We start from the raw sequence: 22,256 nt of genomic DNA on the forward strand, positions 1-22,256 counted from the left end.
CTGTCTAGAGGCGCTTTGACAACGCCGTTGCGGGTTCTTTTGTGGACTGCGTAAGCATCCCCCGCCTTTAGGCGGTGGGAGTGTCAATACTCAGGCGATACTGGAAAAGCTCTTCTCCAGGGATCCCATCATGCCTCACGCCAGTGCCTTTCTCGAGGTGATCCCCGCCATCGACCTTTTACAAGGCCGCGCCGTGCGTCTTTACCAAGGCGATTACGCCCAAGCCGAGCAGGTGGCCGCCGACCCCGTCCAGCAGGCAGAAATCTGGGCCACCCAAGGGGCGCCTCGCCTGCATGTGGTGGATCTGGACGGGGCCAAAAGCGGGGATCCGGTTAACCTGCCCATCATTGCAGACATTGTCCGCAAACTGGCCATCCCGGTACAGGTGGGGGGTGGGATCCGATCCCTGGAGCGGGCGCGGCAGTTGCTGGACTTGGGGGTGGAGCGGGTGATCGTCGGCACGGTGGCTGTAGAGGATCCCGCCCTGCTGGAGGCCATGACCCAGGCTTTGCCGGGACGCATCTGGGTGGGGATCGACGCCCGCCAAGGTCAGGTAGCCACCCGCGGCTGGCTGAGCACCACTCCCCTAGCCGCCACCGAGCTGGTGCAACGGGTCCAAGCCCAAGGGGCTGCCGGGATCATCTACACCGACATTGGCCGGGACGGCACCCTGGCCGGCCCCAACCTAGAGCAGTTGCGCCAGATCCTGGCTGTCTCCCGCCTGCCGGTTATCGCTTCCGGGGGGATTGGCTCGCTCACCGATTTGCTTGCCCTGCTGAGCTTGCCGGGTTTGGCCGGAGCCATTCTGGGCAAGGCCCTCTACTCAGGAGCTATCTCCCTGCCAGAGGCGTTGCGCGCCGTGGGGCCGGGCCGCTGGCAAGATCTGCCGCCAGAAACTGGATCCCGGTGGGCCTAGGGAGAAACAGCCCTGGCAAAACTTTTGCCATACTGGACGGAATCGACATGTAACTCTAAACAGCTTCTAGGAAACCAACCGGGAAGGAAGATCTTCCCCAGGCTGACTCTTGTCTAAGCGTTTTTTAGGATAGCCATGGAAGTTCCCGCCCTTCGCCCTGCCGTTCAAGCCTTACAGCCGGAGTTGGTGACCTGGCGCCGCCACCTGCACAAGTATCCAGAGCTGGGTTTCCAGGAGAAGCAAACCGCCGCCTACATCAGCCACCGCCTGAGAAGTTGGGGGATCCCGCACCAGACCGGCATCGCCCACACCGGCATTGTGGCCACCATCGCGGGAGAAGAGCCAGGGCCGGTTTTGGCGCTGCGGGCCGACATGGATGCCCTACCCATTCACGAGGCCAACGAGGTCGAATACCGTTCCGCCATCCCCAACGTTATGCACGCCTGCGGCCATGATGGCCACACGGCCATTGCCCTGGGCACCGCCAAGCTGCTGCAGCAGCACCGCCAAAGCCTCAGAGGCACCGTCAAAGTTATTTTCCAGCCTGCTGAAGAAGGCCCCGGCGGAGCCAAGCCAATGGTGGAAGCGGGGGTGCTGAAGAACCCAGATGTAGAAGCCATCCTCGGCTTACACCTGTGGAACAACCGACCTCTGGGCACCATTGGCGTCAAAAGCGGCCCCTCGATGGCCTTTGCCGATCGCTTTCAAATCGAGGTCATTGGGCGCGGTGGCCATGCCGCTCTTCCTCAGCAGACGGTGGACGCCATTGTGGTGGGATCCCACATTGTGAGCGCTTTGCAGACCATCGTCTCCCGCAACGTGGATCCGCTGCAGCCGGCGGTGGTGACGGTGGGCCGCTTCCGGGCCGGCGACACCTTCAATGTCATTGCTCCCCGGGCAGAAATTTGGGGCACCGTGCGCAGCTTTCAGCCGGAAGTGCGGGATTTGCTTGCAAGACGTATAGAAGAAATCGTGGCCGGCATTTGCCAAGCCTATGGGGCCACCTACGAGTTCCAGTACGAGCGGGGCTATCCGGCGGTTCACAATGACCCGGCCATGGCAGCCCTGGTAGAACAAGCCGCCCGCCAGCTGTTCGGTTCAGAAGCGGCGATTATTCCAGAGATGACCATGGGCGGCGAGGACGTCTCGTTTTTCCTCAACGAGGTGCCCGGCTGCTACTTTTTCCTGGGATCCGCCAACCCTGCCAAAGGGCTAGATTATCCCCATCACCATCCCCGCTTTGACTTTGACGAAGCTGCCCTCGGCATTGGGGTAGAGCTGTTCTTGCGCTGCATTGAAAACTACACTGGAAAGACTTTGGATTAAAGGGGGCACTTCCCAAAAAAGCTGTGACCATTTGAATAAGCCGTTCGCTACGTCAAATCCTAGCTCCCCTCTCCCTCAGGGAGAGGGGCTGGGGGTGAGGGATACCCTCTGGGAGAGGGGCCGGGGGTGAGGGGAGACTCCCTCTAGGGCCGAAGTAGGTCGGCGGATCCAGCGCCGGGAATCGGCAAGCGTTCCAGCGGTTTTGGGGTGGCAGGAGCGGGGACAGGATTCAAGTCGGCGGGAATGTACAGGGGCTTGGGATCGGGATCCCCGCCGAAGGCGAGCACAAGCTCCCGCAGCAGGGCCTGTCGCTGTTGCCGGCTCAGGGCTTGCACGGCTGCCTTGTCTTGGGCATAGGGGTTGACCGTCAGCCGCTCGGCACCGGGGTAGCGCTGGGCAACTATCGGCTCGTTGGCGTCCAGATAGTCTGCTAGCGTCAGTTGCCAGTCAAAGCGGTCGGTAGGAGAGCGACCGACCACCTGCAAGTGATAGACCATCATCCGCCGCACCAAGGTATCTTCCTCAGGCGCGGGGCCGCCGTCATTGGGGTTCACGGGGGTATAGGTGTTTTCCAGAGGCAGATCTGGCAAGGCCTCGTAGACCTGCCGCGCCGCCTCAGGGATCAGCCGCAACTGGGCATAGGCAGGGCCGGATCCCAGCAGGGCCACAGCGGCAATGCCCACCCAGCCTCGCCAAAGAGCTTGCTTTTTCACCACGACTTTCTTCTCCACCGGTAGCAAACCATCGCTCAAATTTTTGAGCGGCAACTCTTATCTCTCCTGATTGGAAAGAGCTTGGGATCCCAGAGCAGTTGGGAAGCGTTGCAATCTAGACATGGACATGAACCATTCTAAGCTGCATAGATTTTTTTGGCTCAGCGTTTATAGACAGGATAGCCGGCTGCCAATTGACCCCAGCTTTTAACGATCTCTAGTCAATGCTCAATCCCTCGACCACCTGAGGCTGAGAACGTGGCCTGAGAGGGGCAGATTGGGCTACGCGATCCTGTCGTCGGTGGGGCTGAAAGTGATTTTGCCACAAGCCGAGGATATCAAGTGTTTCGCCACCATGCTGGGTGTAGCGCTGCCGTACTTTACACAGAACAGGGGTATTGACACACACGCCGGAGACAATCACCTGACCCTTGCTCAAAGCCGGCAATTCCTGTAACAAATCCCGTCCGGCAGCCTCAACACTGTGGCGCAGATTTTCTTGATCGGAAGGGTTGACAATTCGCATCAAAAATTGGCTCATGCATTGCGATAGAATGTCCGAGTCCAGCTTGCCGGGGCGTTGCGTGATTAGACCTACTCCTAAGCCAAACTTCCGCCCTTCGCTGAGAATGGTGCGCAACACCTGCTTGCAGCGGGAGGGCTCGTGGGCAGGGGCAAAGCGATGGGCCTCTTCCAACAAGATAAAAACAGGATAGGGCAGGTAATTTTCATCCCCCGGTTGGATCTTGCCTTTATGGGTGTTAATGCGGGCGTAATTGGCCTGGCGCAGGATGGCGGCGGCAATGACTTGCTGCTCTTCCTGGCTAATCTCGTGCATCTGCAAAATGGTTACCTGCCCTGGCTCAAACAAATCCTTGGGGGCCAGGTGTTCCACATTGCTAAAGTAGGGAGAGCGATCGATCTGCTCTAGCTTCCACTCCAAAGCAGCGGCTGAGGATCCCCGGGATCCGTCCTCTGCCGAATCTTCTTCGTTGACGGTGTCGATCAGATCCCGAATTGTCCAACGTAGTGGATTGAACTGGGTAACCTTGCGGAAAGCTTTCTCTAGGAAAGATTTCTGCCGGTCGGTGGTCTCTGGCAAGAGGGTAAGGATATCGAAAAAGTTGAGAGAAGACACGCGGATCTTGATTTCCTGTGGGGAGAGAACCTTAACCTTAGGGCGGTAGCCGTCTTCGCCCAAAAACTTGGGGTGGGACTGCATCTCTGCCAGTGTATGGTATTCCCCATGGGGATCAAAAATGAGAACAGCAGCCCGGTTTTTGGGCAACATCAGCTCTTCAATCAAGACCCCCGCCGTGTAGGATTTTCCGGATCCCGTCCCCGCCAAAATAGCCAGATGGGTGCTAACCATTTCCTTGACATCCAGCACCACGGGCACCGCTCCCTCGTCGCGCAACAACAGGCTGCCCAAGTGAGCGCCCCCAACGGCTGTTTCATCTCGTTTGTTCAAAATCGATTTCAGCAGACGATTGGAGGCCAAAAAGACTTTGGCACCGGGATCCGGAGGGCGACGGGGGTTAATAAAGCCCATGGCGCGGTGAAAATAGCCGATGACCTCGACGGTAACTGCGTAGATTTCCGGGTTGGGGTGGGTAAAGCCCACCAAAGCCACAATGGTGCTGGGATCGATCTCGGTGTCGGCAAAGATGCGATCGGGAATGTGATCCAAGAGCTGGACTTGCCTGATCTTGCCGAGAATTTTCAGGGTTTGGGACTGGGTATCCTGAACCTCATAGTAGACAAAATCGCCTACTCTTACAGCTTGGGTATTGGAGGTGATAAAAACATACTGGTTGGAGGTTTCACCGGGGCCCTTGACAGTGCCGATTACTTCTGGGGCCTCTTCATCGGAGGAGAAGACAGCTTTTGGATAGTGTCCATTGTCAAGAGACTGGGCGATCCCTACAGTTTTTTTGGTCATCAGCGCATCGCTCCTACGGTCATTTTCCAGGCCAGTTCTTTGCTTAGAATTTGCAGGGCCCGCCGTTGAGCCGGATCGGAAAACATGGGTATGATATCATTCAAGACTTGATAAACAAGGTGGTCGGCAAAGTTGCCGCCGCTGCTCAAGAGCAATCCATAATACGAAAATTGGGTTTGACCTTGGGGATCTTGGTGAAAACGTAGGATTTCTTCTTGGCTCATGCGAAAAACGGGCGTGTTCACAGGCACCACCACGCGCGGGATCCCTTGCCGGCCACAGCCCCGCTCTTCGTCCAAAGCTCCGATGAGAACCACCGAAAGCAGCGTGCGCACCTCGTTTTGTAAATCGGGGGAAAAATAGGGATCCGGCTGGCTGGAGAGGCGCGGGCCGGAGTTGAGAAAGAGCGGGTTTACAATTTGGGTGTTATAGACCAGACCTACAGCCCAGTGCCGTTGATCATTCTCCAGCTTAACAAAGCTGCCAAAGCCATAGTCATCAGGAGAGGGAGGATTTTTGACTTCTAGGGCGTCATCCACCTGCACTACGTAGTCGCAGTGATTGTTGGAGCGAACCACCTTGCCCAATCTCATCGGACTCGCCTCCGCTGCAGTTTACTCACCGTTTTCCGAGATAACCTGAGGTTGAGCTTCTCGCGGCTTGCCCAATCTTGCATCAGGCGCAGGAAAAGGTTGCGATCCTCATTGCGAATAACGGCTATTTGATCGGCTGTCTCTAACACATAGGGATAGCCTCTACCAATGATGACCTCGCAGCGCACCAGATCCACGACCCAGTCCAAAAGTCCTGCCTCGTAAACCCAAACCGGTATCTCCAGCCGGGCCGGAAAGTTGTCGTTGGTGCGCAAATAAACAAATCCCACTCGCTCTCGCATTTCTTGGTAAGAGTTGAGGATCCCATCTTGAGGGTTAAGGCTGCCGCCGCGAGCACAGATAAAAAAAGGGGTGCGCTCCCCCCACTCCAGCCACGGGCTGAGGAGTTGGGCATCGTGAAGCTGAGGAGCTTCAGGAAGATCGAAGCAATGCCGCAGCAATGTCACCAGATCTGAGGTATAGGTAGTGTCGATGTAGGCCACAACAGGGATCTGGTTTTGCTCGCTGGCCCGCAGCACCTGGAGTAAACATTGTACGTAGAAATCTCGGCTTTCTGGCTCAAGGGCTTCCGCAAAGGTAGCCACCAGAGCCCCATCTAAAAAGGCCAACTTTCGGGATCCAGGCTGAGCTCCCCGGATATATTCCACCAGCTTTTCTGTTTCCATTTGGAAGCGACGCATGTTGACGACGCGCTCTTTGGGCTCGCCGCTGCTATCGGATCCCAAATCCTTTGGAGTCAGTACATCGACTTGAATATCTTTTTCGTACAGGCCTTGGGCACAGTGATGATTCTCATACCAGCCGATCTGCACCAAGGCCACCGGAATTGACAGATCCTTGCTGGGATAGATTTGGGATCCATCTACTGCAAAGGTGGAAATATTTTTAATAATCGACCTTGCCCATTCATCGCTTTCCTCATGGCTAGTCCATGCCTGTTCAAAAGGAACTGACCAACTGGAGTAAAGATCCCACTCTTGAGTAGGTAGAGCACCCGGAAAGTCCAAGGGCGCTATTTTTTCGGCAATCTCTGCGCTCGACCACTGGCACAATCTTTCCATGGCCTGCCGATATCCCTCTCTGCGCTCCGATAGCCCTTGATCAAAAGTGACGAAAGCCTCCCGCTTTTGCTGCAATACTGCTAGAACCCGGTCAGCTCTAAATACCATAGGTGGGATCCCTCCTCATCTGGCCAGAGCCAGCGTGCCTCTCCACCCGAATGATGTTCTCCGTTACTTGCTCAAAGGTATCGTCGTGGCTGATCACAAATAGCTGCTCAAAAGAGCGCAAATTGGTAATGGACTCGGCCAATCGCTGTCGGCGCTGGGCGTCCATGTTGGTGGTGGGCTCGTCGAAGAAGGCAATATCCAACTGTCCTAACACCTTGAGCAAGGCTAGGCGAACTGCCAGAGCTGCCGACATCTGCTCTCCTCCAGAAAGGCTGGCAAAACGTCGTTTGGGGCCGCCTCCCTCTTGAACGCGGATCTCGTAGTCGGCCTCCCAGGTGAGGGCAACATTGGGGCGGTTGAGGATTTCCCGGAAGAGGTGATCGGCAATGTTGTTGATCTGCTGTAGATAGTATTGGGTAATTTGAGGGCCAGCCTTTTTGTAGGTATCTCGGCTAAACTTAATGAAGCGATGCAGACGCTCTTTCTCGATTCGTTGCGTCTCGACTTGTTTTAAGGTTTCTCTCACCCGCTCCAGTTGCTGTAACCTTTCCTGGATTTTCTGTAGTTGAGGGGCAAGGCTTTCCAGGCGAGCTTGAGCCTCGGCCTTTTGAATTTCGGTGGCCTGCAAAAGGGAGCGCAGACGTTGGTGCTCCTGAGGCTGATAGAGGGAAGCCAAAGGATCCCGCTGTGCCCGCAATTGGGACAGTTGGGTTTGCAATGCTTGCTGTTGCGCCTTCAGTTCACTGAGCTTCCGTTCTCGTTGGGGGAGCAGTTTGGCAATAGGCTCCAGACCTAGATATTGCTCGTGATCCGCTCGGTAGTGTTCGCGCTGTTCTTGCAGGGATCCCAGCTCTCGATCCAGGTGTTCGGTTTGCAGCAGCGCTTCCTCGAGGGGGCGGAGTGCTGCCTCCAAATCCTGGATTTGCTGTAGGCAACCTGCCTGCGTTTGCAGGTACTGTCTTTCCAGCTTGAGCTCCGCTTTCAGCCACTCAGCCCGGCTTCTCGGATCCCCCAGGGACTTCAAGGTTTCGGCGGCTTTTACAATTTGGGCTTGCAGGTAATCTTTGGATCCCTCTATTTTCTCCCAGCGATCAATTTGGGCTTGTTTTTCCTGCTTAGCTTGCTGGATCTGTTCTAGAGCCAACTGAGCTGTTTGCAGTTCATCTTTTCGTTGTGGCAAACTTTGGACAAGTGGTTGCATACGGATAACGGTTTCATAGCTGTTGCGATGGCAACTCTGCTCCTCCCGTAAAGCGGCAATTCTCTCGTCTAGATCGGCAAGGGGCTGAAGCTGCTGCTCTAGGGCTTGTATCTGTTGTTGAAGTTGCTGGATGCTGGCTACAACTTGCTGGTACTCTTGCTCAACTCTCGGCTTATTGTTGAGCTCCTTTTCCAGGCGCTGGATTTGCCCCCTGGGATCCCCCAGTGCCTGCAGCGCTTGGCCAATTTCCTGTTGTTGCCGAAGAAAGTCTGGCTCTGCCTCGAGGCTCCACTGAAGATCCTCAATTTTGCTCTGGCGTTCGTTTTGCCATTGCAGCAACTGTTGAATTTGAGCTTCTAACTCGGGAATCTGCGCCGTTAAGCCCAGCAGGGGCTGCAAAGTCTTGAGTTGCTCCTGGATATCAGCCAGTTGCTGGCGTAGCTGAGGCTCGCAAGTTTGGGGGGAAAGATCCTGTAGGATTTGTTGGATGGATTGCAGTAACTGTTGGCTGAGGGCTGAAGACTGGGCCAGAACTTGCGGGATCCGCTGCCATAGAGGTTGGAGTTGCGGATAACTCTGTTGGCAAGCGGCCAGCTCCTCCACAAGAGTTTGAATGCTGCGGTTGTGCTGGGCCAGTTGGTGAGAGCCCTGCTCGAAAAGGGCTTGGAGTTCCCGCTGAAATTGCCGCGCCGCGGCTAGGCGGCTGAGCTGAGTTTGCAGTCGCTCTTGTTGAGCCTCCAGGAGGGGAATCTTGGCTACGTGCTCTCGATCGGCCTGTCGCTGTCGAAGCTGCAGCCGCAACTGTTCCAACTGGGCCCGGCCCTGTTCCTGTTCTGTTTCTCTCTGTCTTAGCTCTAGGCGCAGGGCCTGAAAAGAGGCCAACTTCTGGCCAATTTGAGAGTACCGTTGTTCCAGGACGGTTTGCTTTTCGCAGAGCGTTTGCAGGTGTAGCTTTTCCTCCTCGATTTTCTGGAAGAGTTGGAGCTGCTGTCGATATTCAGATTCTCGCAGTTGGAGTTGGTGGAGCTGCTGCCGTAAAGTTTCCCGCTGAGCTGTCAAGGTCTGCCGTGTTCGTCGCAACGCCTCTTGCTCTGCCACCCAAGCCTCCAACTCCAGATAACGCCTGTAGGCCGATTCGTGCTGTTGACAGATGGCCTGCGCCTGTTCAGCCTCTTGGACGCGGCTTTGCAGCAGTTGACAGCGCCCGGCGTGGGCTGACCATTCTCCCTGAAGCTGCTCCCATTCGCGGTGCAGTTGGAGCAAGGTGTCGAGCTGCTGAGCCCAATGGCTTTGCCGGCGCTCTAGCTCCTCTTGGGCTTGAATTTGGGGAGCCAGCTCCTCTAGCTCCTGCTTGCAGCGCTGTTGTTGGCTGAGTTTTTCCTGCAGCCTCGCCAGTTGGTTTTCGAGGTTCTGCTTTTGCGAGAGCAGGGCCTCCCGCCGCTTCAGCCACTCCAGGCGCTGCTGCCGTTGCTTTTCCAGCTCCCGCAACCGATCTTCTATGGCCAAAAAGCGCTGAGATCCCTCTTGGTGGTGCTGTTGTTGTGCCTGCGCTCGCTGGGCCTCTGCCCACAGCTTTTCGGCTTGCTCAAGGGCTACTGCCAGCAGGGATCCCTCTTGCTCCAGTTGAGCAATTTGCCGGTCGAGCGTTTGGATTTGCTCAAGCAGCTTCTCCAGCCGCTCCAGCTCCAGCTTCACCTCGGCCAAGGTATGGGTATGGTGGCTTAAGCGCTCCTGCCAGTGGCTCAGTTCTTGCTCGATTCTCTGCTGCTCTACTTGCAGCGGATCCCAGTCTTGCATCTGTTGATGGAGCAGCTCAATTTGATGCTTGACGGCCAGAACTTGCGCCTCGCTGTATTTTTCAACTGCCAGCAGATCCTTTGCAACTTGCTGGTACTCTTCTACCTTCAAGATGCGGTCGAAAACTTCTTTCCGCTCCCGACTGGTTTTGAGAAAATCTGCTGTGAAAGTGCCCTGGGGCACCCCAATCGTTGTAGCAAAGAGCCGCGCCAAATCAGTACCGGCGGGCACACCCAAATGTTGCCTCAGCCACGCTAGCACATCTGCCTTGCGCTCGTAATCTAGGCGCTGCTTCAATTGCGGATCGAAGAGGCGATATCCCTGCCTGACACTGCGGCGAACGTCGTAGGTGCGCTGATCCCACTGGGAGATAAACTGGACAGTAGCCACCGCATCGCTGGCCCCTGTGCGGATGAGTTCTTCTTGGTTGTAGGGGCAGTAGTCAAACAAAACCCAGGCGATGGCCTCTAGAATGCTGGTTTTGCCTGCTCCATTTTCTCCACAAATGGCGTTGATACCGGGCTCAAACTCGAAGAAGGCGTCCTCATGAGACTTGAAGTTCTGCAGAGCCAAAGAGAGGATCCGCATGGTCAGTCTTCTTCCCCCAGAAAGGCGCCGCTCAGGTGAGCGTACACTTCCGCTTCGCCTTGCTCATCTAAGATTTTCTCTTTGAGATCTAAGAGTAACCGTGCCAGCTCTTCGCTGCGCTTGCGGTAGTGGGCATGGCTGCTCAGCAGATCCCTGTAGATTTTCTCTTCAATTTGCAGCCTGCGCCCTTCTTCTTCGAGGGAAAGAGCAGCCGACCCGATCTCCAAAGTAGTGGCTTCGAAGCGGAAGAGAACCAGCAGGGCACCGGTAAGCTGCTGAATCTGCTGCTGCAGGGCGCGGCTATCCAACTCGTGCTTGGCAAAGCCCACCTGCCCCGCCAGCCGAAACTCCACCATTGGCGCTGGCCCACCTTCGGGAAGGTCGGATCCCTTGGCCAAGGCAATTGCGGCTGCAGCAATCTCTTCGGGCGTTTCCCGGCCCTTGGCCTCAAGAGAGATCCGTCGGTGAGGCCGCCGGTAGTAGTCCTGCACCAGCTCAGCCTGAGGCGGGCCCTCTCCCCAGCGGACGCGGTAGGCTCCCCGCGGAAAGTCCCACTCGGCAGTACTGTTAGCCTCCAGGGATCCCGGATTGAAGATCCAGCCTTCTTCTGTATAGCTTTTGTGGATATGTCCCAAGGCTAAATAGCCCACCCCTGCCTCCCGCAAAGGCAGCAGATCCCGGTAGCGCAAGGCGCCCTGGTAGCGAGCAATTTGGCCTTCCAGGCCGTGGTGGAACATGAGCACCACCCGCTCAGGGCCAGGGGGCAACCGGCGAATGGCCGCCGCCAACTGCTCAATCGACTTGGGGGCCGCCGACCCATACCACTGGGATCCGATCACCCGCACCCCACAGGGCAGATCCAGATAGCCCCCCCGCCCACCTGACCAGGGGCGCAGCTCTAAACCCTCCTCGCCTGCTTCCGGCTCCAGCAGGATCAGGTCGCCGTGATCGGCCAGGTAGCGCAGCCAACTGGTCTTGACACCGTAGGGGCGGCTGTCGTGGTTGCCCTCAATGGCCAAGACGGGGATCCCGGCCTGCTTCAGCTCCCGCAAGACAATCTGGGCTTGGTTGAGGACACCGGGCTGAATTTGCCGGTGCTCAAACAGATCCCCGGCAATGAGGACAAAATCCACCGGGTTCTGGATGGCATGGCGGCGCACCACATCCCGAAAGGCCAAAAAGAAATCTTTGCTCCGCTCCGGGCTGTTGTAGCGGTCGTAGCCCAGATGCACATCGGCCAGGTGCAAAAAGGTGCAGGTGGAAGTGGCCATCGCCCGAACCTGCCAGCAAATTGCCCACAGTTTAGCAGACAAACCTCAGTGCTCAACTAGATATAGGGATCCCTTCCCGGCCATTTGCGGCTTTGCTCGGGTTGCCACCCCTAGAGCTAGGCGCCGCCCCGCCGCGCTGCCTGTTGCCCAGTTCCAACCTTTCATGGGCACAGCTTGGGTTGGTGAAAGTTCGTTACATATATTTACATCTTTATTGGAGAAACGATTGCCAAGCAACCCTAACTCCGATAGGGCAAGGGATCCCTGGTTTAATTATTGTGAAGCGACGGGGGGGTTACAAAGGCTGACCTATAATGCCAGGTAAATCCCGCCTTGGGAGAGATCCCCGAGCTTCACGGCTGCAGACAGGCGGGAGCGCTTCGTTCCTTGTCGCAAGAGAGGAGTTCTTGATGACAACTACGCCAAAGGAGCGAGAGCCAAAGGTCAAGGTTTCGGTGGATATCGATCCGGTCCCCACCTCATTTGAGAAGTGGGCCAAGCCGGGGCACTTCGATCGCAGCCTGGCGCGTGGGCCCAAGACCACGACCTGGATCTGGAACCTCCATGCTCTTGCTCATGACTTCGACAGTCACACCAGCGACTTAGAAGACGTCTCTCGGAAGATCTTCTCCGCTCACTTCGGCCACCTGGCGGTGGTCTTTGTCTGGCTGAGCGGCATGTACTACCACGGAGCTCAGTTCTCCAACTATTCTGCTTGGCTGGCGGATCCGATTAACATCAAGCCCAGCGCCCAAGTGGTCTGGCCCATCTTCGGCCAGGAGATCCTCAACGGCGATGTGGGCGGCGGCTTTGAAGGGATCCGCATCACGTCGGGTCTATTCCACCTCTGGCGAGCTGCCGGCATCACCAATGAGTTTCAACTCCTCTGCACCGCTATCGGCGGTCTGGTGATGGCTGGCCTCTGCCTGTTCGCCGGCTGGTTCCACTACCACAAGCGGGCTCCCAAGCTGGAGTGGTTCCAAAACGTGGAGTCGATGCTCAACCACCACCTGGCGGGCCTGCTGGGGCTGGGCTCGCTGGCCTGGGCCGGTCACCAAATCCACGTGGCCATCCCCATCAACAAGATGTTGGATGCGGGCGTGCCGGCGGCTCAGATCCCTCTGCCCCACGAGTTCATCCTCAAGCCGGCCCTGATGAAGGAGATGTTCCCCAGCGTGGATTGGGGCCTCTTCAGCGGGGTGGTGCCTTTCTTTACGTTGGACTGGGGCAAGTACGCGGAGTTCCTCACCTTCAAGGGTGGCCTGGATCCGCAAACGGGCGCCCTCTGGCTGACGGATCAGGCCCACCACCACCTGGCCATTGCCGTGCTCTTTATCGTGGCCGGCCACATGTACCGCACCAACTGGAGCATCGGCCACTCCATCAAAGAGATCCTGGAAGCCCACAAGGGCCCCTTCACCGGCGAGGGCCACAAGGGTCTCTACGAAGTGCTGACCAGCTCCTGGCACGCCCAACTGGCCATTAACTTGGCCATGGTGGGATCCCTGAGCATCATCGTGGCGCAGCACATGTACGCCATGAACCCCTACCCCTACATGGGCATCGACTACGCCACCCAGATCTCCCTCTTTACCCACCACATGTGGATAGGCGGCATCTTCATCGTTGGCGGCGCTGCCCACGGGGCCATCTACATGGTTCGCGACTATGACCCGGCGGTGAACCGCAACAACGTCTTGGATCGGGTGATCCGCCACCGCGACGCCATCATCAGCCACCTGAACTGGGTGTGCCTGTTCCTGGGCTTCCACGCCTTCGGCTTCTACGTCCACAACGACACGATGCAGGCGCTGGGCCGTCCGCAGGACATGTTCTCGGACACCGGCATCCAACTGCAGCCCATCTTTGCCCAGTGGATTCAATCCCTGCACACTAAGGCCATCGCCAGCACCGCTCCCTATGTGGGCGCTTCGGTCAGCCCCATCTTCGGCGGCGACGTGGTGGCTGTGGGCGGCAAGGTGTCGATGATGCCGATGGTGTTGGGCACGGCGGACTTCATGGTGCACCACATCCACGCCATGACCATCCACATCACCGTGCTGATCCTGCTCAAGGGGGTGCTGTTTGCCCGCTCTTCCCGCCTGATCCCCGATAAGGCCAAGCTGGGCTTCCGCTTCCCCTGCGATGGCCCGGGCCGCGGCGGCACCTGCCAGGTCTCCGGCTGGGATCACGTGTTCCTGGGGCTGTTCTGGATGTACAACGCCATCTCGATTGTGATCTTCCACTTCAGCTGGAAGATGCAGAGCGACATCTGGGGCACCGTCAACCCCGATGGCACGATCGAGCACATCACGGGCGGCAACTTCGCAACCAGCGCCATCAACATCAACGGCTGGCTGCGGGACTTCCTGTGGGCGCAATCGGTGCAGGTGATCAACTCCTACGGCTCGGAGCTGTCGGCCTATGGGTTGCTCTTCCTGGGTGCCCACTTCGTCTGGGCCTTCAGCTTGATGTTCCTGTTCAGCGGCCGTGGCTACTGGCAGGAGCTCATTGAGTCCATCGTCTGGGCCCATAACAAACTGAAAGTCGCTCCGGCCATCCAACCCCGCGCCCTGAGCATCATCCAGGGTCGGGCGGTCGGTGTGGCCCACTACCTGCTGGGCGGGATCGTCACCACGTGGGCGTTCTTCCTGGCACGGTTTGCCGCACTCGGCTAAGGCAAGGAGGAAGAGAAAACCATGGCAACTACTGCAACTCGTTTTCCCCAATTCAGCCAAGACCTGGCCAGCGATCCCACCACTCGGCGTCTGTGGTACGGCATTGCCACCGCCCACGACTTCGAGACCCACGATGGCATGACGGAGGAGCGGCTTTACCAAAAGCTGTTTGCCACCCACTTCGGCCATCTGGCGATCATCTTCCTGTGGGCTTCTGGCAACGTCTTTCACATCGCCTGGCAAGGCAACTATGAACAATGGGTGGCCAACCCCACGGGGGTTACCCCCATCGCCCACGCCATCTGGGATCCCCAGTTCGGCAAGGCGGCGGTGGAGGCCTTTACCCAACCTGGAGGCGGCGGCCCTGTCAACGCGGCTTACTCCGGCCTCTACTACTGGTTCAACACCATCGGCCTGCGCACCAACGGCGATCTCTACGCCGGCGCCATTGGCCTACTGCTACTAGCAGCGGTGTTCCTGTTTGCCGGCTGGCTGCACCTGCAGCCTCGCTTCCGCCCTAGCCTGAGCTGGTTTAAGAACGCCGAAGCCCGCCTCAACCACCACTTGGCCGGCCTGTTTGGCGTCAGCTCCTTGGCTTGGGCGGGCCACCTGATCCATGTGGCCATCCCTGAGTCGCGCGGTCAGCACGTAGGTTGGGACAACTTCCTCACCACCCTGCCCCACCCAGCAGGCCTAAAGCCTTTCTTCACCCTCAACTGGGGGGTGTACGCCCAGAACCCGGACACGGCCAACCACGTCTGGGGCACGGCAGAAGGGGCGGGCACGGCCATCCTTACCTTCTTGGGCGGCTTCAACCCCAACACCCAGTCCCTGTGGCTGACGGACATGGCCCACCACCACCTGGCCATTGCCGTGATCTTCATCGTGGCTGGGCACATGTACCGCACCAACTGGGGCATCGGCCACAGCATCCGCGAGATCCTGGGCGCCCACAACCCGCCGAAGGGCACCCCCTTCGGGGGCCTGCTGGGCGAAGGGCACAGGGGCCTCTACGACACGGTCAACAACTCCCTGCACTTCCAGTTGGCGTTGGCGCTGGCCTGCTTGGGAGTGGTGACCTCGCTGGTGGCGCAGCACATGTACGCCCTCAACCCCTACGTGTTCATGTCGATGGATCACACCACGGAGGCGGCTCTCTACACCCATCACCAGTACATCGCTGGCTTCTTGATGGTGGGGGCCTTTGCCCACGGGGCCATCTTCCTGGTGCGGGACTACGATCCGGAGGCCAACAAGAACAACGTGCTGGCGCGGGTGCTGGATCACAAGGAGGCGATCATCTCCCACCTGAGCTGGGTGTCGCTGTTCTTGGGCTTCCACACGCTGGGGCTGTACGTCCACAACGACGTCATGCAGGCCTTCGGCACGCCGGAGAAGCAGATCCTGATCGAGCCGGTGTTTGCCCAGTTCATCCAGGCCTCCCACGGCAAGATGCTCTATGGCATGAACGTGCTGTTGTCGGATCCCAACAGCATTGCCTCCACTGCTTGGCCCAACCACGGCAACGTGTGGCTGCCAGGCTGGCTGCAAGCCATTAACGACCCCAATGGGTTCCTCTTCCTGCCTATTGGCCCCGGCGACTTCCTGGTGCACCACGCCATTGCCCTGGGCCTGCACACCACCACGTTGATCCTGGTCAAAGGGGCGTTGGATGCCCGTGGCTCCAAGCTGATGCCGGACAAAAAAGACTTCGGCTACAGCTTCCCCTGCGACGGGCCGGGGCGGGGCGGCACCTGCGACATCTCCGCCTGGGATGCCTTCTACCTGGCCATGTTCTGGATGCTGAACACCATCGGCTGGGTCACCTTCTACTGGCACTGGAAGCACCTGGGGATCTGGAGCGGCAACACCGCCCAGTTCAACGAGAACTCCACCTACCTGATGGGCTGGCTGCGGGACTACCTCTGGGCCAACTCTGCCCAGTTGATCAACGGCTACAACCCTTACGGGATGAATAACCTGGCGGTTTGGGCCTGGATGTTCCTGTTTGGCCACCTGGTCTGGGCGACAGGGTTCATGTTCCTCATCTCCTGGCGCGGCTACTGGCAAGAGCTGATCGAGACGCTGGTGTGGGCGCACGAGCGCACCCCCTTGGCCAACTTGATCCGCTGGAAGGACAAGCCGGTAGCTCTGTCGATTGTTCAAGGTCGTCTGGTGGGCCTGGCTCACTTCACGGTGGGTTACGTGTTGACCTACGCGGCCTTTGTGATCGCCTCGACAGCCTCCCAATTTGGCTAGCGGGTTAATCCTGATTTGAATAAGCCTAAGGGGATCCCTATTATTTTGGGATCCCTTTTTTGTGAGTTGGTAGAGTGGTGATATGAAGTTTAGGGTCTGATGAGTTTGGTCGATGACTCTAGCCGCCCGATTGGATCCCTATATCAGGCGATATACCTTTGAGGAGTTTCATCGGCTGATTGAGTCTGGACAGATTGAAGAGCCCAATCAGTTGGAGCTGATTGACGGGCTCCTGGTTCAAAAGATGACGAAAGGGGAGAGGCACGCCGCCTACTGTAGCCGCCTGTACCGACTGTTGGTGGGCCTTGTGCAGGAGCAAGCTATTGTGCGCACCCAGGATCCGGTGCAACTGCCCCCCAATCACGAGCCGGAGCCCGACTTTGCCATTGTGCGCTTTCAGCAGGATGAGTACCGCTCTCGGCATCCTCAGCCTGAAGACATCTATCTCATCATCGAAGTGGCTGATTCTTCCCTTACCTATGATCGGGAAGTCAAACTCGGACTCTACGCCAAAGCCGGGATCCCCAACTACTGGATCTTGAACTTGCAAGAGAACTGCCTAGAGACGTACAGCTTGCCAATAGAGTCGGGAGTTTACCAGAAAAGAGAGGCTTACACCCCCGAGGAGAAAGTTGGGATCCCAGGGATCCGGGCTGGAGAGTTGAGTCTGGATCAGGTTTTTTCCATCGGTTAAGGCAGGGATCCCTTGCCGGCAGATCGAGTCTTGGCTGGCAGGAGTATTGTGGGTGGAGAAGCGTTTGCAGAAGGATTGTTGATGAGCTACGACGCGGTGGTGATTGGGGCCGGCCACAACGGGCTGGTGAGCGCTTGCTATTTGGCCAAGGCCGGGCAAAAAGTGCTGGTGCTGGAGCGCTATCACACCGTTGGTGGTGCTGCCATTACGGAAGAAATTCACCCAGGCTTTCGCGTGTCGGTGGCTTCCTACTCCTGTAGTTTGCTGCGCCCGGAGATCATCCGCGATCTGCGCCTGCCGGACTATGGCTTTGAGGTCTATGCCAAGCAACCTTCCTATTTCATGCCCTTCCCGGATGGGCAGCACCTCTTCCTGTATGCCGATAACCGCGCCAAGAGCAAAGCGGAAATTGCCAAGTTTTCCCGCAAAGATGCGGAAGCCTACGACCGCTGGGAGGAGTTTTGGGATCGGGTGAACGAGGTGGTGGAGCCAACCTTAATGCAGCCGCCGATTTCACTGGGGCAACTGGCGGATCGCTTTGCAGCTGCTGGCTATGAAGACGATTTCCGCCGCATCATGCTCCTCTCGACCACTGATCTCCTGGATGAGTTCTTCGAGTCGGAGCAGGTCAAGGCGGCGATGGCTCCCCAATCTTTGATCGGCACCTCTGCCGGGCCGATGACTCCGGGTACGCCCTACATTTGGCTAGTCCATGCGGTAGGTCGGGCCATTGGCTCGCGTGGGGTCTGGGGCTATGTGCGCGGTGGGATGGGATCCATTACCCAAGCGATGGCCAAGGCAGCTCTGGACTTAGGGGTGGAGATCCGCACGTCTGCTCCAGTGGCGGAGATCTTGATGGAGAGTGGGCAGGCCGCTGGGGTTATCCTCGAATCGGGGGAAACCGTGCGGGCGCGGGCGGTTCTCTCCAATGCCCATCCCCAGATCACCTTTTTGCGACTCTGCTCCTCTTTGCCCCCAGACTTGCGTGACCGGCTAGAACGGCACTACCGCACCTCAGGCCCGGTGTACAAGCTCAATTTGGCCCTGGAAGAATTGCCTCGCTACACAGCGGCCCCTGCTGAAGTGCCCCCAGAAGTGGTCAGTTCCGCCACGGTAGACATTGCTCCCTCGGTGGCCTATCTGGAGCGGGCTTGGGATGACTGCAAGTACGGGATCCCTTCCCGGGATCCGTTTATCGAGATCTACAGCCAATCCCCCACCGACCCGACAATGGCTCCCCCAGGCAAGCACATCCTCTCCTGTTTCTGTCAGTTTGTGCCTTACCAACCCAAAGGGCGAGACTGGAACGATGGCCTGCGGGAAGAATTTGCCGATCGGGTGATCGACAAGATCGCCCAATTTGCCCCCAACATTAAAAACGCCGTGATCGCACGGCAGATGTTGTCGCCCGTGGATCTGGAGGCCCGCTTCGGCCTTGTGGGGGGCAGCATTTTTCACGGGGAAATGACGCCGGATCAAAGCTACAACCTACGGCCCATCTCCGGCCTGGCCGACTATCGATCCCCCATTCCCGGCCTTTACCTCTGCGGCTCAGGGGCGCACCCAGGAGGCGGAGTGACCGGGATCCCTGGCCACAACTGCGCACAGGTAGTGATCAGCGATCTGCCGAAACTTTAACGGACAAAAAAGGCTCAGCCACAAGGGCCAAGCCGGAACGGATCCCTGGTTGGGGATCAACCGGGGCTGTTCAGATTACAACCGTACCTGAGCCCCATCAAAGAACCCACGGATGATCAAAATGGCCCCTTCCCGGCTAGCAGGACTTCCTGGTTCATCTTCCGTCCCACCTTCAATGTTGCCGGTGGGGAACTCTTGTTCCAGGAACCACTGGCCGGAAATGCGCTCAGCAGAGGTCGTTGAATCGAAGACAAGGTTCAGATTTCCTCTTTGTGTTCCCCCACCAATATCAAGCCGGTTAAACGGCCCCGCCAATTGTGCTCCGGCCAGGGTACGGAAGACGAAATCTCCTGTGGTAGGTACAATGCCTTGAAGGATAACGGGCTCAGGGTTGCTTCCTTCCACGGGCGAGCCGGGTAAGGTACCTGTAGAGCGCTCTGTGCGCAATGAGAAAAAGTAATCAAAGACTGTTGGGGCACCCGGACGATCAGGAACCGGCAATTGCGGTATCGGTGTGGGGAAAGGTCGCGGTGGGGGGCTAACCTGCACAAAGTTGAGAACTGTGCTGGTGTTGGCCGGATCAAACTCCGCTTGAACACGACCGTTCAGTAAGCGGCGGATGCGAACCAACTGATTGGGCAAGATGTTTGGACGAGTGGGATCCGGAGCGAACAGTACCGACTGCGTACCCACCTGGGCAGGGCGATAGACAATCTCCGCCTGGTTGGGCCGGAAGTTCAGGCGGGCAAAGAGAGCCAAGGCATCCTCAGGAGTGCCATCGCCCGCAACCCCCCGCTGCCGCACCACAAAGCTCGCGGAGAAACTGCCTGTTTGGAGAATAGCGACTACAGGACCTTGGGGTGGAGGAGGGTTGACAAAGGAGCCAGGCGCCAAAATCTCACCACCGGGGCCAGGGCCACCGTTTTCAAACAATACACCCACAGTGGGGACAATCAGGGAAGAATCTCCCTCCAGGACGACTTGATTACCATTTCTACTCACCAAAATGCGGCGCACGGTGAGCGTTAAAGCAGTGCCGTCATCTCGGATAGCCCTGAAGGTGGTATTCACCCGAATGCGCTGGTCGTTGGGGAGGGTCGAAATTGCAACCAGCCCGGCGATATTGAATTGCGTAGATAGCCTGCCGTCGTTGGGTCCAAAGGCAGTGATATTCACCAGCGGTGTGGTTCGCCCAATTTGGATGGCCAGCGTGCTGGAGCGAAGGGTGGAGTCGATTGTCAGTTCATTGGCTGGGATCTCGTTCACAGGCAAGATGCGGGCTTCAACATTGGCGATGCGAGCTTCACCGCTGCCTTGGAGGGGGTTGGTGCGCACAGGGATCCCGTTGTCAAACCTCGGATTGACATAGTCTAAGCGGAGGCTGGTGGTCTCCAGCACCGAGCCGGGGGTAAAGCGATACTCCTGGGCCGAGACAAACGCTGTGGGATCCACCTGGACAGGCCCAGGTAGGGTTGGCGCCTCATTAACCTCGCCGCAGCCCCCTAAGAGCAAAACCCCACACAACACTGCCAATGATCGACCTTTGAAGTTCATACGGCACTGCCTCACACACCCTAATCTGGGGAAATTCACACACAAAATGGAGGGGAAGGCACCCAACCCCCAACGCTACAGGTAGGCTGGTTGCCCCTGCTCGAGGCTATGATACCCCATATCTAGGGGATGGGCCACTTCCAGGAAAATTTCCTGGATTTGCTTTGCCGCTGGCTTGACAACGCTCTGAGATGCAGTAGAACTAACGGCAGACATTCCCCCTTGAAACGGGATCTCCACGTAATCTTGCCAATGCACATGGGCAGATTCAGTGGATCTCGGCTGGACGCAGTTGGAAGAACTTGCTGTGGTGTGAGTGAGTGGAGACTTCCCCGATGAAACGACGTTCTGGTTCAGCCCTTGGCCGTGGTGGCCTTTCCCTTCTGGCAACTTGGGCTTCGCTGGCCCTGACCACTGGTTGCAGCAGCGAGACTACCAGCGGGCTGCCGCCCCTCTTGACTGCCGATGGATCCACGCCTCCTCCCGTGGCCGTGGCCCCCACGATTGCGCCCAACCTCACGCCCATCACCTTCCGCCCCGGGCCGGACTTTGCCCCCATCACCCCGCCGCCAGTTCAACCCGATCTGCCGGATCCGCCTCAATTTGGGCCAGGGGGCGGCTTCAACGTCGACCAGCCGTTTGCATCGCTATCCTATAAGATCGATATAACTGGTTTGATCGTGCGTGGGGGCATTGCTAGCGTTGATGTACAGGTTTTAAACATCACCTGTGGAACAGACGTGACAGATGTTATACTCCCAACTGCTTTAGAACAATTTAAGAATCTATTGATTGGCAGAGGAAATACATTCCTTGATGCGGCGGGAATTACCTTTAGCTTTACTTTTCCGACGGATCCCCGCTACTTTAATGATCTCAGAATTCTTTCTAAAGCCATTCGTGGCGTTCGTAGAGTTGATGCACAGGGGCAGGTTCAGATCGAAGACGAGCTGACTGGTGATGACATTCTGATCATCTTAACTATTCGTGATAGTTTTGGTCAGGTGCTAAGAGTTGACGATTCTATATTTAGTGGAGAAGAAAGCCGAACAGAAATTCGTGGCTCTCAGGTTCCTGCTTGTGGAAATCTGTAGAGAAGGTAATCCCAGCAATGGCTTGCCAAATGAGTTAAAGGCTTAGTTGAGAACTTAAGTGAGTGTGAGAGGGTGTGGTGATAATTAAGTTTAAAACACTGGCAATAGGTGGAACCTCGCTTGTGTTGATGTCTTTGACTCTTATTGGGTGTCAACAGGCTAAGGATAAAAATGTTACAAGTTTTTTGCCAGGGCCAATGATTGGTGTGCAAAACCCGAATACGGAACCCGGAGGAACGGGGGTAGGGCTGCCATCCACTCCTCCGATTGGATCTGTTCCCCCAGGTCAACCCAGCCCTCTTGTGCCCCCTCCTGTGTCGGCGCCGACGATCCCGCCCCTGCCCACTCCCAATCCCTCTCCCAGCATCGTTGGCTTGCCCCCAGGCCCCTTGGCTGCCCCGACGTTTACTAAGAGCTTCAGTCCTTCCACAACCTCAGTGGGTGTTCCCGTAACCCTAAGCTTCACAATCACCAACAACTCAGGGATCCAACTGACTGGCCTCAGCTTTACGGATAGCCTGCCTGCAGGGTTGCTTGTTGCCAATCCGCCCAACCTCACCAATACCTGTGGCGGCACTTTGGGCGCAATACCGGGAACAAGGATCATCAACCTTTCGGGCGGAGTTCTGGCAGCAGGTGCTACTTGCGAGGTGAACGTCTCCATTCAAGCAACGGCTCCTGGGATCTACACATTGCCGCTTGTGTCGAACAATCAGACTCTACCCAGTGCAGCTCCTCCCATCACTCTAGTAGCTAACTAGCAGCCAATGGTGATGCGGCTTTGGAGAGGACTTCCGTTTTG

15 protein-coding genes are annotated in these 22,256 nt (G+C 57.4%); 8 read left to right on the forward strand and 7 right to left on the reverse strand.

Features of this window, described 5'->3' with window-relative positions; genetic code table 11:
- The first annotated feature begins 130 nt into the window (after positions 1 to 130).
- A complete protein-coding gene (gene hisA / locus NW855_RS01470; protein WP_011431306.1) occupies positions 131 to 916 on the forward strand; it encodes a 1-(5-phosphoribosyl)-5-[(5-phosphoribosylamino)methylideneamino]imidazole-4-carboxamide isomerase in 786 nt (261 codons plus the stop codon).
- Between the two features lie 135 nt (positions 917 to 1,051).
- Complete coding sequence (locus tag NW855_RS01475; protein ID WP_011431307.1) at positions 1,052 to 2,242, forward strand: M20 metallopeptidase family protein; 1,191 nt, start codon at positions 1,052 to 1,054, stop codon at positions 2,240 to 2,242.
- A gap of 143 nt (positions 2,243 to 2,385) precedes the next feature.
- Here NW855_RS01475 and NW855_RS01480 read toward each other — a convergent pair whose 3' ends face one another.
- From NW855_RS01480 to NW855_RS01505, 6 genes are all read right to left on the reverse strand, one after another.
- Complete coding sequence (locus NW855_RS01480) at positions 2,386 to 3,009, reverse strand: hypothetical protein (RefSeq protein WP_228375336.1); 624 nt, start codon at positions 3,007 to 3,009, stop codon at positions 2,386 to 2,388.
- Between the two features lie 163 nt (positions 3,010 to 3,172).
- On the reverse strand, positions 3,173 to 4,897 hold the full coding sequence (locus NW855_RS01485) for an ATP-binding protein (protein WP_011431309.1): 1,725 nt from the start codon (positions 4,895 to 4,897) through the stop codon (positions 3,173 to 3,175).
- A complete protein-coding gene (locus NW855_RS01490) occupies positions 4,897 to 5,490 on the reverse strand; it encodes a hypothetical protein (protein WP_011431310.1) in 594 nt (197 codons plus the stop codon). The genes NW855_RS01485 and NW855_RS01490 overlap by 1 nt, the downstream gene beginning before the upstream one ends.
- Positions 5,487 to 6,680 (reverse strand): DNA double-strand break repair nuclease NurA, encoded by a 1,194-nt coding sequence (locus NW855_RS01495; RefSeq protein ID WP_011431311.1) that lies wholly within the window; start codon positions 6,678 to 6,680, stop codon positions 5,487 to 5,489. Before NW855_RS01495 ends, NW855_RS01490 begins: the two co-directional genes overlap by 4 nt.
- Positions 6,670 to 10,266, reverse strand: a complete 3,597-nt coding sequence (locus tag NW855_RS01500; RefSeq protein WP_011431312.1) for an AAA family ATPase — start codon at positions 10,264 to 10,266, stop codon at positions 6,670 to 6,672. The genes NW855_RS01495 and NW855_RS01500 overlap by 11 nt, the downstream gene beginning before the upstream one ends.
- A 2-nt stretch (positions 10,267 to 10,268) precedes the next feature.
- Positions 10,269 to 11,537 carry a metallophosphoesterase family protein gene (locus NW855_RS01505; protein ID WP_011431313.1) on the reverse strand — a complete coding sequence of 423 codons (1,269 nt, stop codon included), beginning with the start codon at positions 11,535 to 11,537 and terminating at the stop codon, positions 10,269 to 10,271.
- 410 nt (positions 11,538 to 11,947) lie between these two features.
- Here NW855_RS01505 and psaA point away from each other — a divergent pair, with 410 nt between their 5' ends.
- The 4 genes from psaA (at position 11,948) to NW855_RS01525 (ending at position 18,806) form a co-directional block, all read left to right on the forward strand.
- The gene (psaA, locus tag NW855_RS01510; protein ID WP_099812800.1) at positions 11,948 to 14,215 is read left to right on the forward strand and encodes a photosystem I core protein PsaA; all 2,268 of its coding nucleotides are present in this window, start codon (positions 11,948 to 11,950) and stop codon (positions 14,213 to 14,215) included.
- 21 nt (positions 14,216 to 14,236) lie between these two features.
- On the forward strand, positions 14,237 to 16,474 hold the full coding sequence (gene psaB, locus NW855_RS01515) for a photosystem I core protein PsaB (protein WP_414402932.1): 2,238 nt from the start codon (positions 14,237 to 14,239) through the stop codon (positions 16,472 to 16,474).
- 112 nt (positions 16,475 to 16,586) lie between these two features.
- Positions 16,587 to 17,168 (forward strand): Uma2 family endonuclease, encoded by a 582-nt coding sequence (locus NW855_RS01520; protein WP_414402931.1) that lies wholly within the window; start codon positions 16,587 to 16,589, stop codon positions 17,166 to 17,168.
- A gap of 81 nt (positions 17,169 to 17,249) precedes the next feature.
- On the forward strand, positions 17,250 to 18,806 hold the full coding sequence (locus tag NW855_RS01525) for a phytoene desaturase family protein (protein WP_414402930.1): 1,557 nt from the start codon (positions 17,250 to 17,252) through the stop codon (positions 18,804 to 18,806).
- Between the two features lie 75 nt (positions 18,807 to 18,881).
- On the opposite strand, the gene NW855_RS01530 is transcribed toward NW855_RS01525, so the two are convergent.
- Positions 18,882 to 20,258, reverse strand: coding sequence for a hypothetical protein (locus tag NW855_RS01530; RefSeq protein WP_414508274.1), 1,377 nt, complete (start codon positions 20,256 to 20,258; stop codon positions 18,882 to 18,884).
- Positions 20,259 to 20,695: 437 nt separating this feature from the next.
- Here NW855_RS01530 and NW855_RS01535 point away from each other — a divergent pair, with 437 nt between their 5' ends.
- Both NW855_RS01535 and NW855_RS01540 read left to right on the forward strand, forming a co-directional pair.
- Entirely contained in the window at positions 20,696 to 21,454 is a 759-nt protein-coding gene (locus tag NW855_RS01535) for a hypothetical protein (protein ID WP_414508275.1), read from the forward strand.
- A 197-nt stretch (positions 21,455 to 21,651) separates the two neighbouring features.
- The gene (locus NW855_RS01540) at positions 21,652 to 22,215 is read left to right on the forward strand and encodes a hypothetical protein (RefSeq protein ID WP_414508276.1); all 564 of its coding nucleotides are present in this window, start codon (positions 21,652 to 21,654) and stop codon (positions 22,213 to 22,215) included.
- Positions 22,216 to 22,256 lie beyond the last annotated feature (41 nt).

The sequence above is a fragment of the Synechococcus sp. RC10B2 genome (genome assembly GCF_047502635.1).

What these genes read in the sequence shown, in the direction of transcription:
- psaB (WP_414402932.1), top strand. Translation starts at nt 14,237, where the DNA reads ATGGCAACTACTGCAACTCGTTTTCCCCAATTCAGCCAAGACCTGGCC.
- NW855_RS01540 (WP_414508276.1), top strand. Translation starts at nt 21,652, where the DNA reads ATGATTGGTGTGCAAAACCCGAATACGGAACCCGGAGGAACGGGGGTA.
- NW855_RS01490 (WP_011431310.1), bottom strand. Translation starts at nt 5,490, where the DNA reads ATGAGATTGGGCAAGGTGGTTCGCTCCAACAATCACTGCGACTACGTA.
- NW855_RS01535 (WP_414508275.1), top strand. Translation starts at nt 20,696, where the DNA reads ATGAAACGACGTTCTGGTTCAGCCCTTGGCCGTGGTGGCCTTTCCCTT.
- NW855_RS01525 (WP_414402930.1), top strand. Translation starts at nt 17,250, where the DNA reads ATGAGCTACGACGCGGTGGTGATTGGGGCCGGCCACAACGGGCTGGTG.
- NW855_RS01485 (WP_011431309.1), bottom strand. Translation starts at nt 4,897, where the DNA reads ATGACCAAAAAAACTGTAGGGATCGCCCAGTCTCTTGACAATGGACAC.
- NW855_RS01495 (WP_011431311.1), bottom strand. Translation starts at nt 6,680, where the DNA reads ATGGTATTTAGAGCTGACCGGGTTCTAGCAGTATTGCAGCAAAAGCGG.
- NW855_RS01505 (WP_011431313.1), bottom strand. Translation starts at nt 11,537, where the DNA reads ATGGCCACTTCCACCTGCACCTTTTTGCACCTGGCCGATGTGCATCTG.
- NW855_RS01520 (WP_414402931.1), top strand. Translation starts at nt 16,587, where the DNA reads ATGACTCTAGCCGCCCGATTGGATCCCTATATCAGGCGATATACCTTT.
- NW855_RS01500 (WP_011431312.1), bottom strand. Translation starts at nt 10,266, where the DNA reads ATGCGGATCCTCTCTTTGGCTCTGCAGAACTTCAAGTCTCATGAGGAC.
- NW855_RS01475 (WP_011431307.1), top strand. Translation starts at nt 1,052, where the DNA reads ATGGAAGTTCCCGCCCTTCGCCCTGCCGTTCAAGCCTTACAGCCGGAG.
- psaA (WP_099812800.1), top strand. Translation starts at nt 11,948, where the DNA reads ATGACAACTACGCCAAAGGAGCGAGAGCCAAAGGTCAAGGTTTCGGTG.
- hisA (WP_011431306.1), top strand. Translation starts at nt 131, where the DNA reads ATGCCTCACGCCAGTGCCTTTCTCGAGGTGATCCCCGCCATCGACCTT.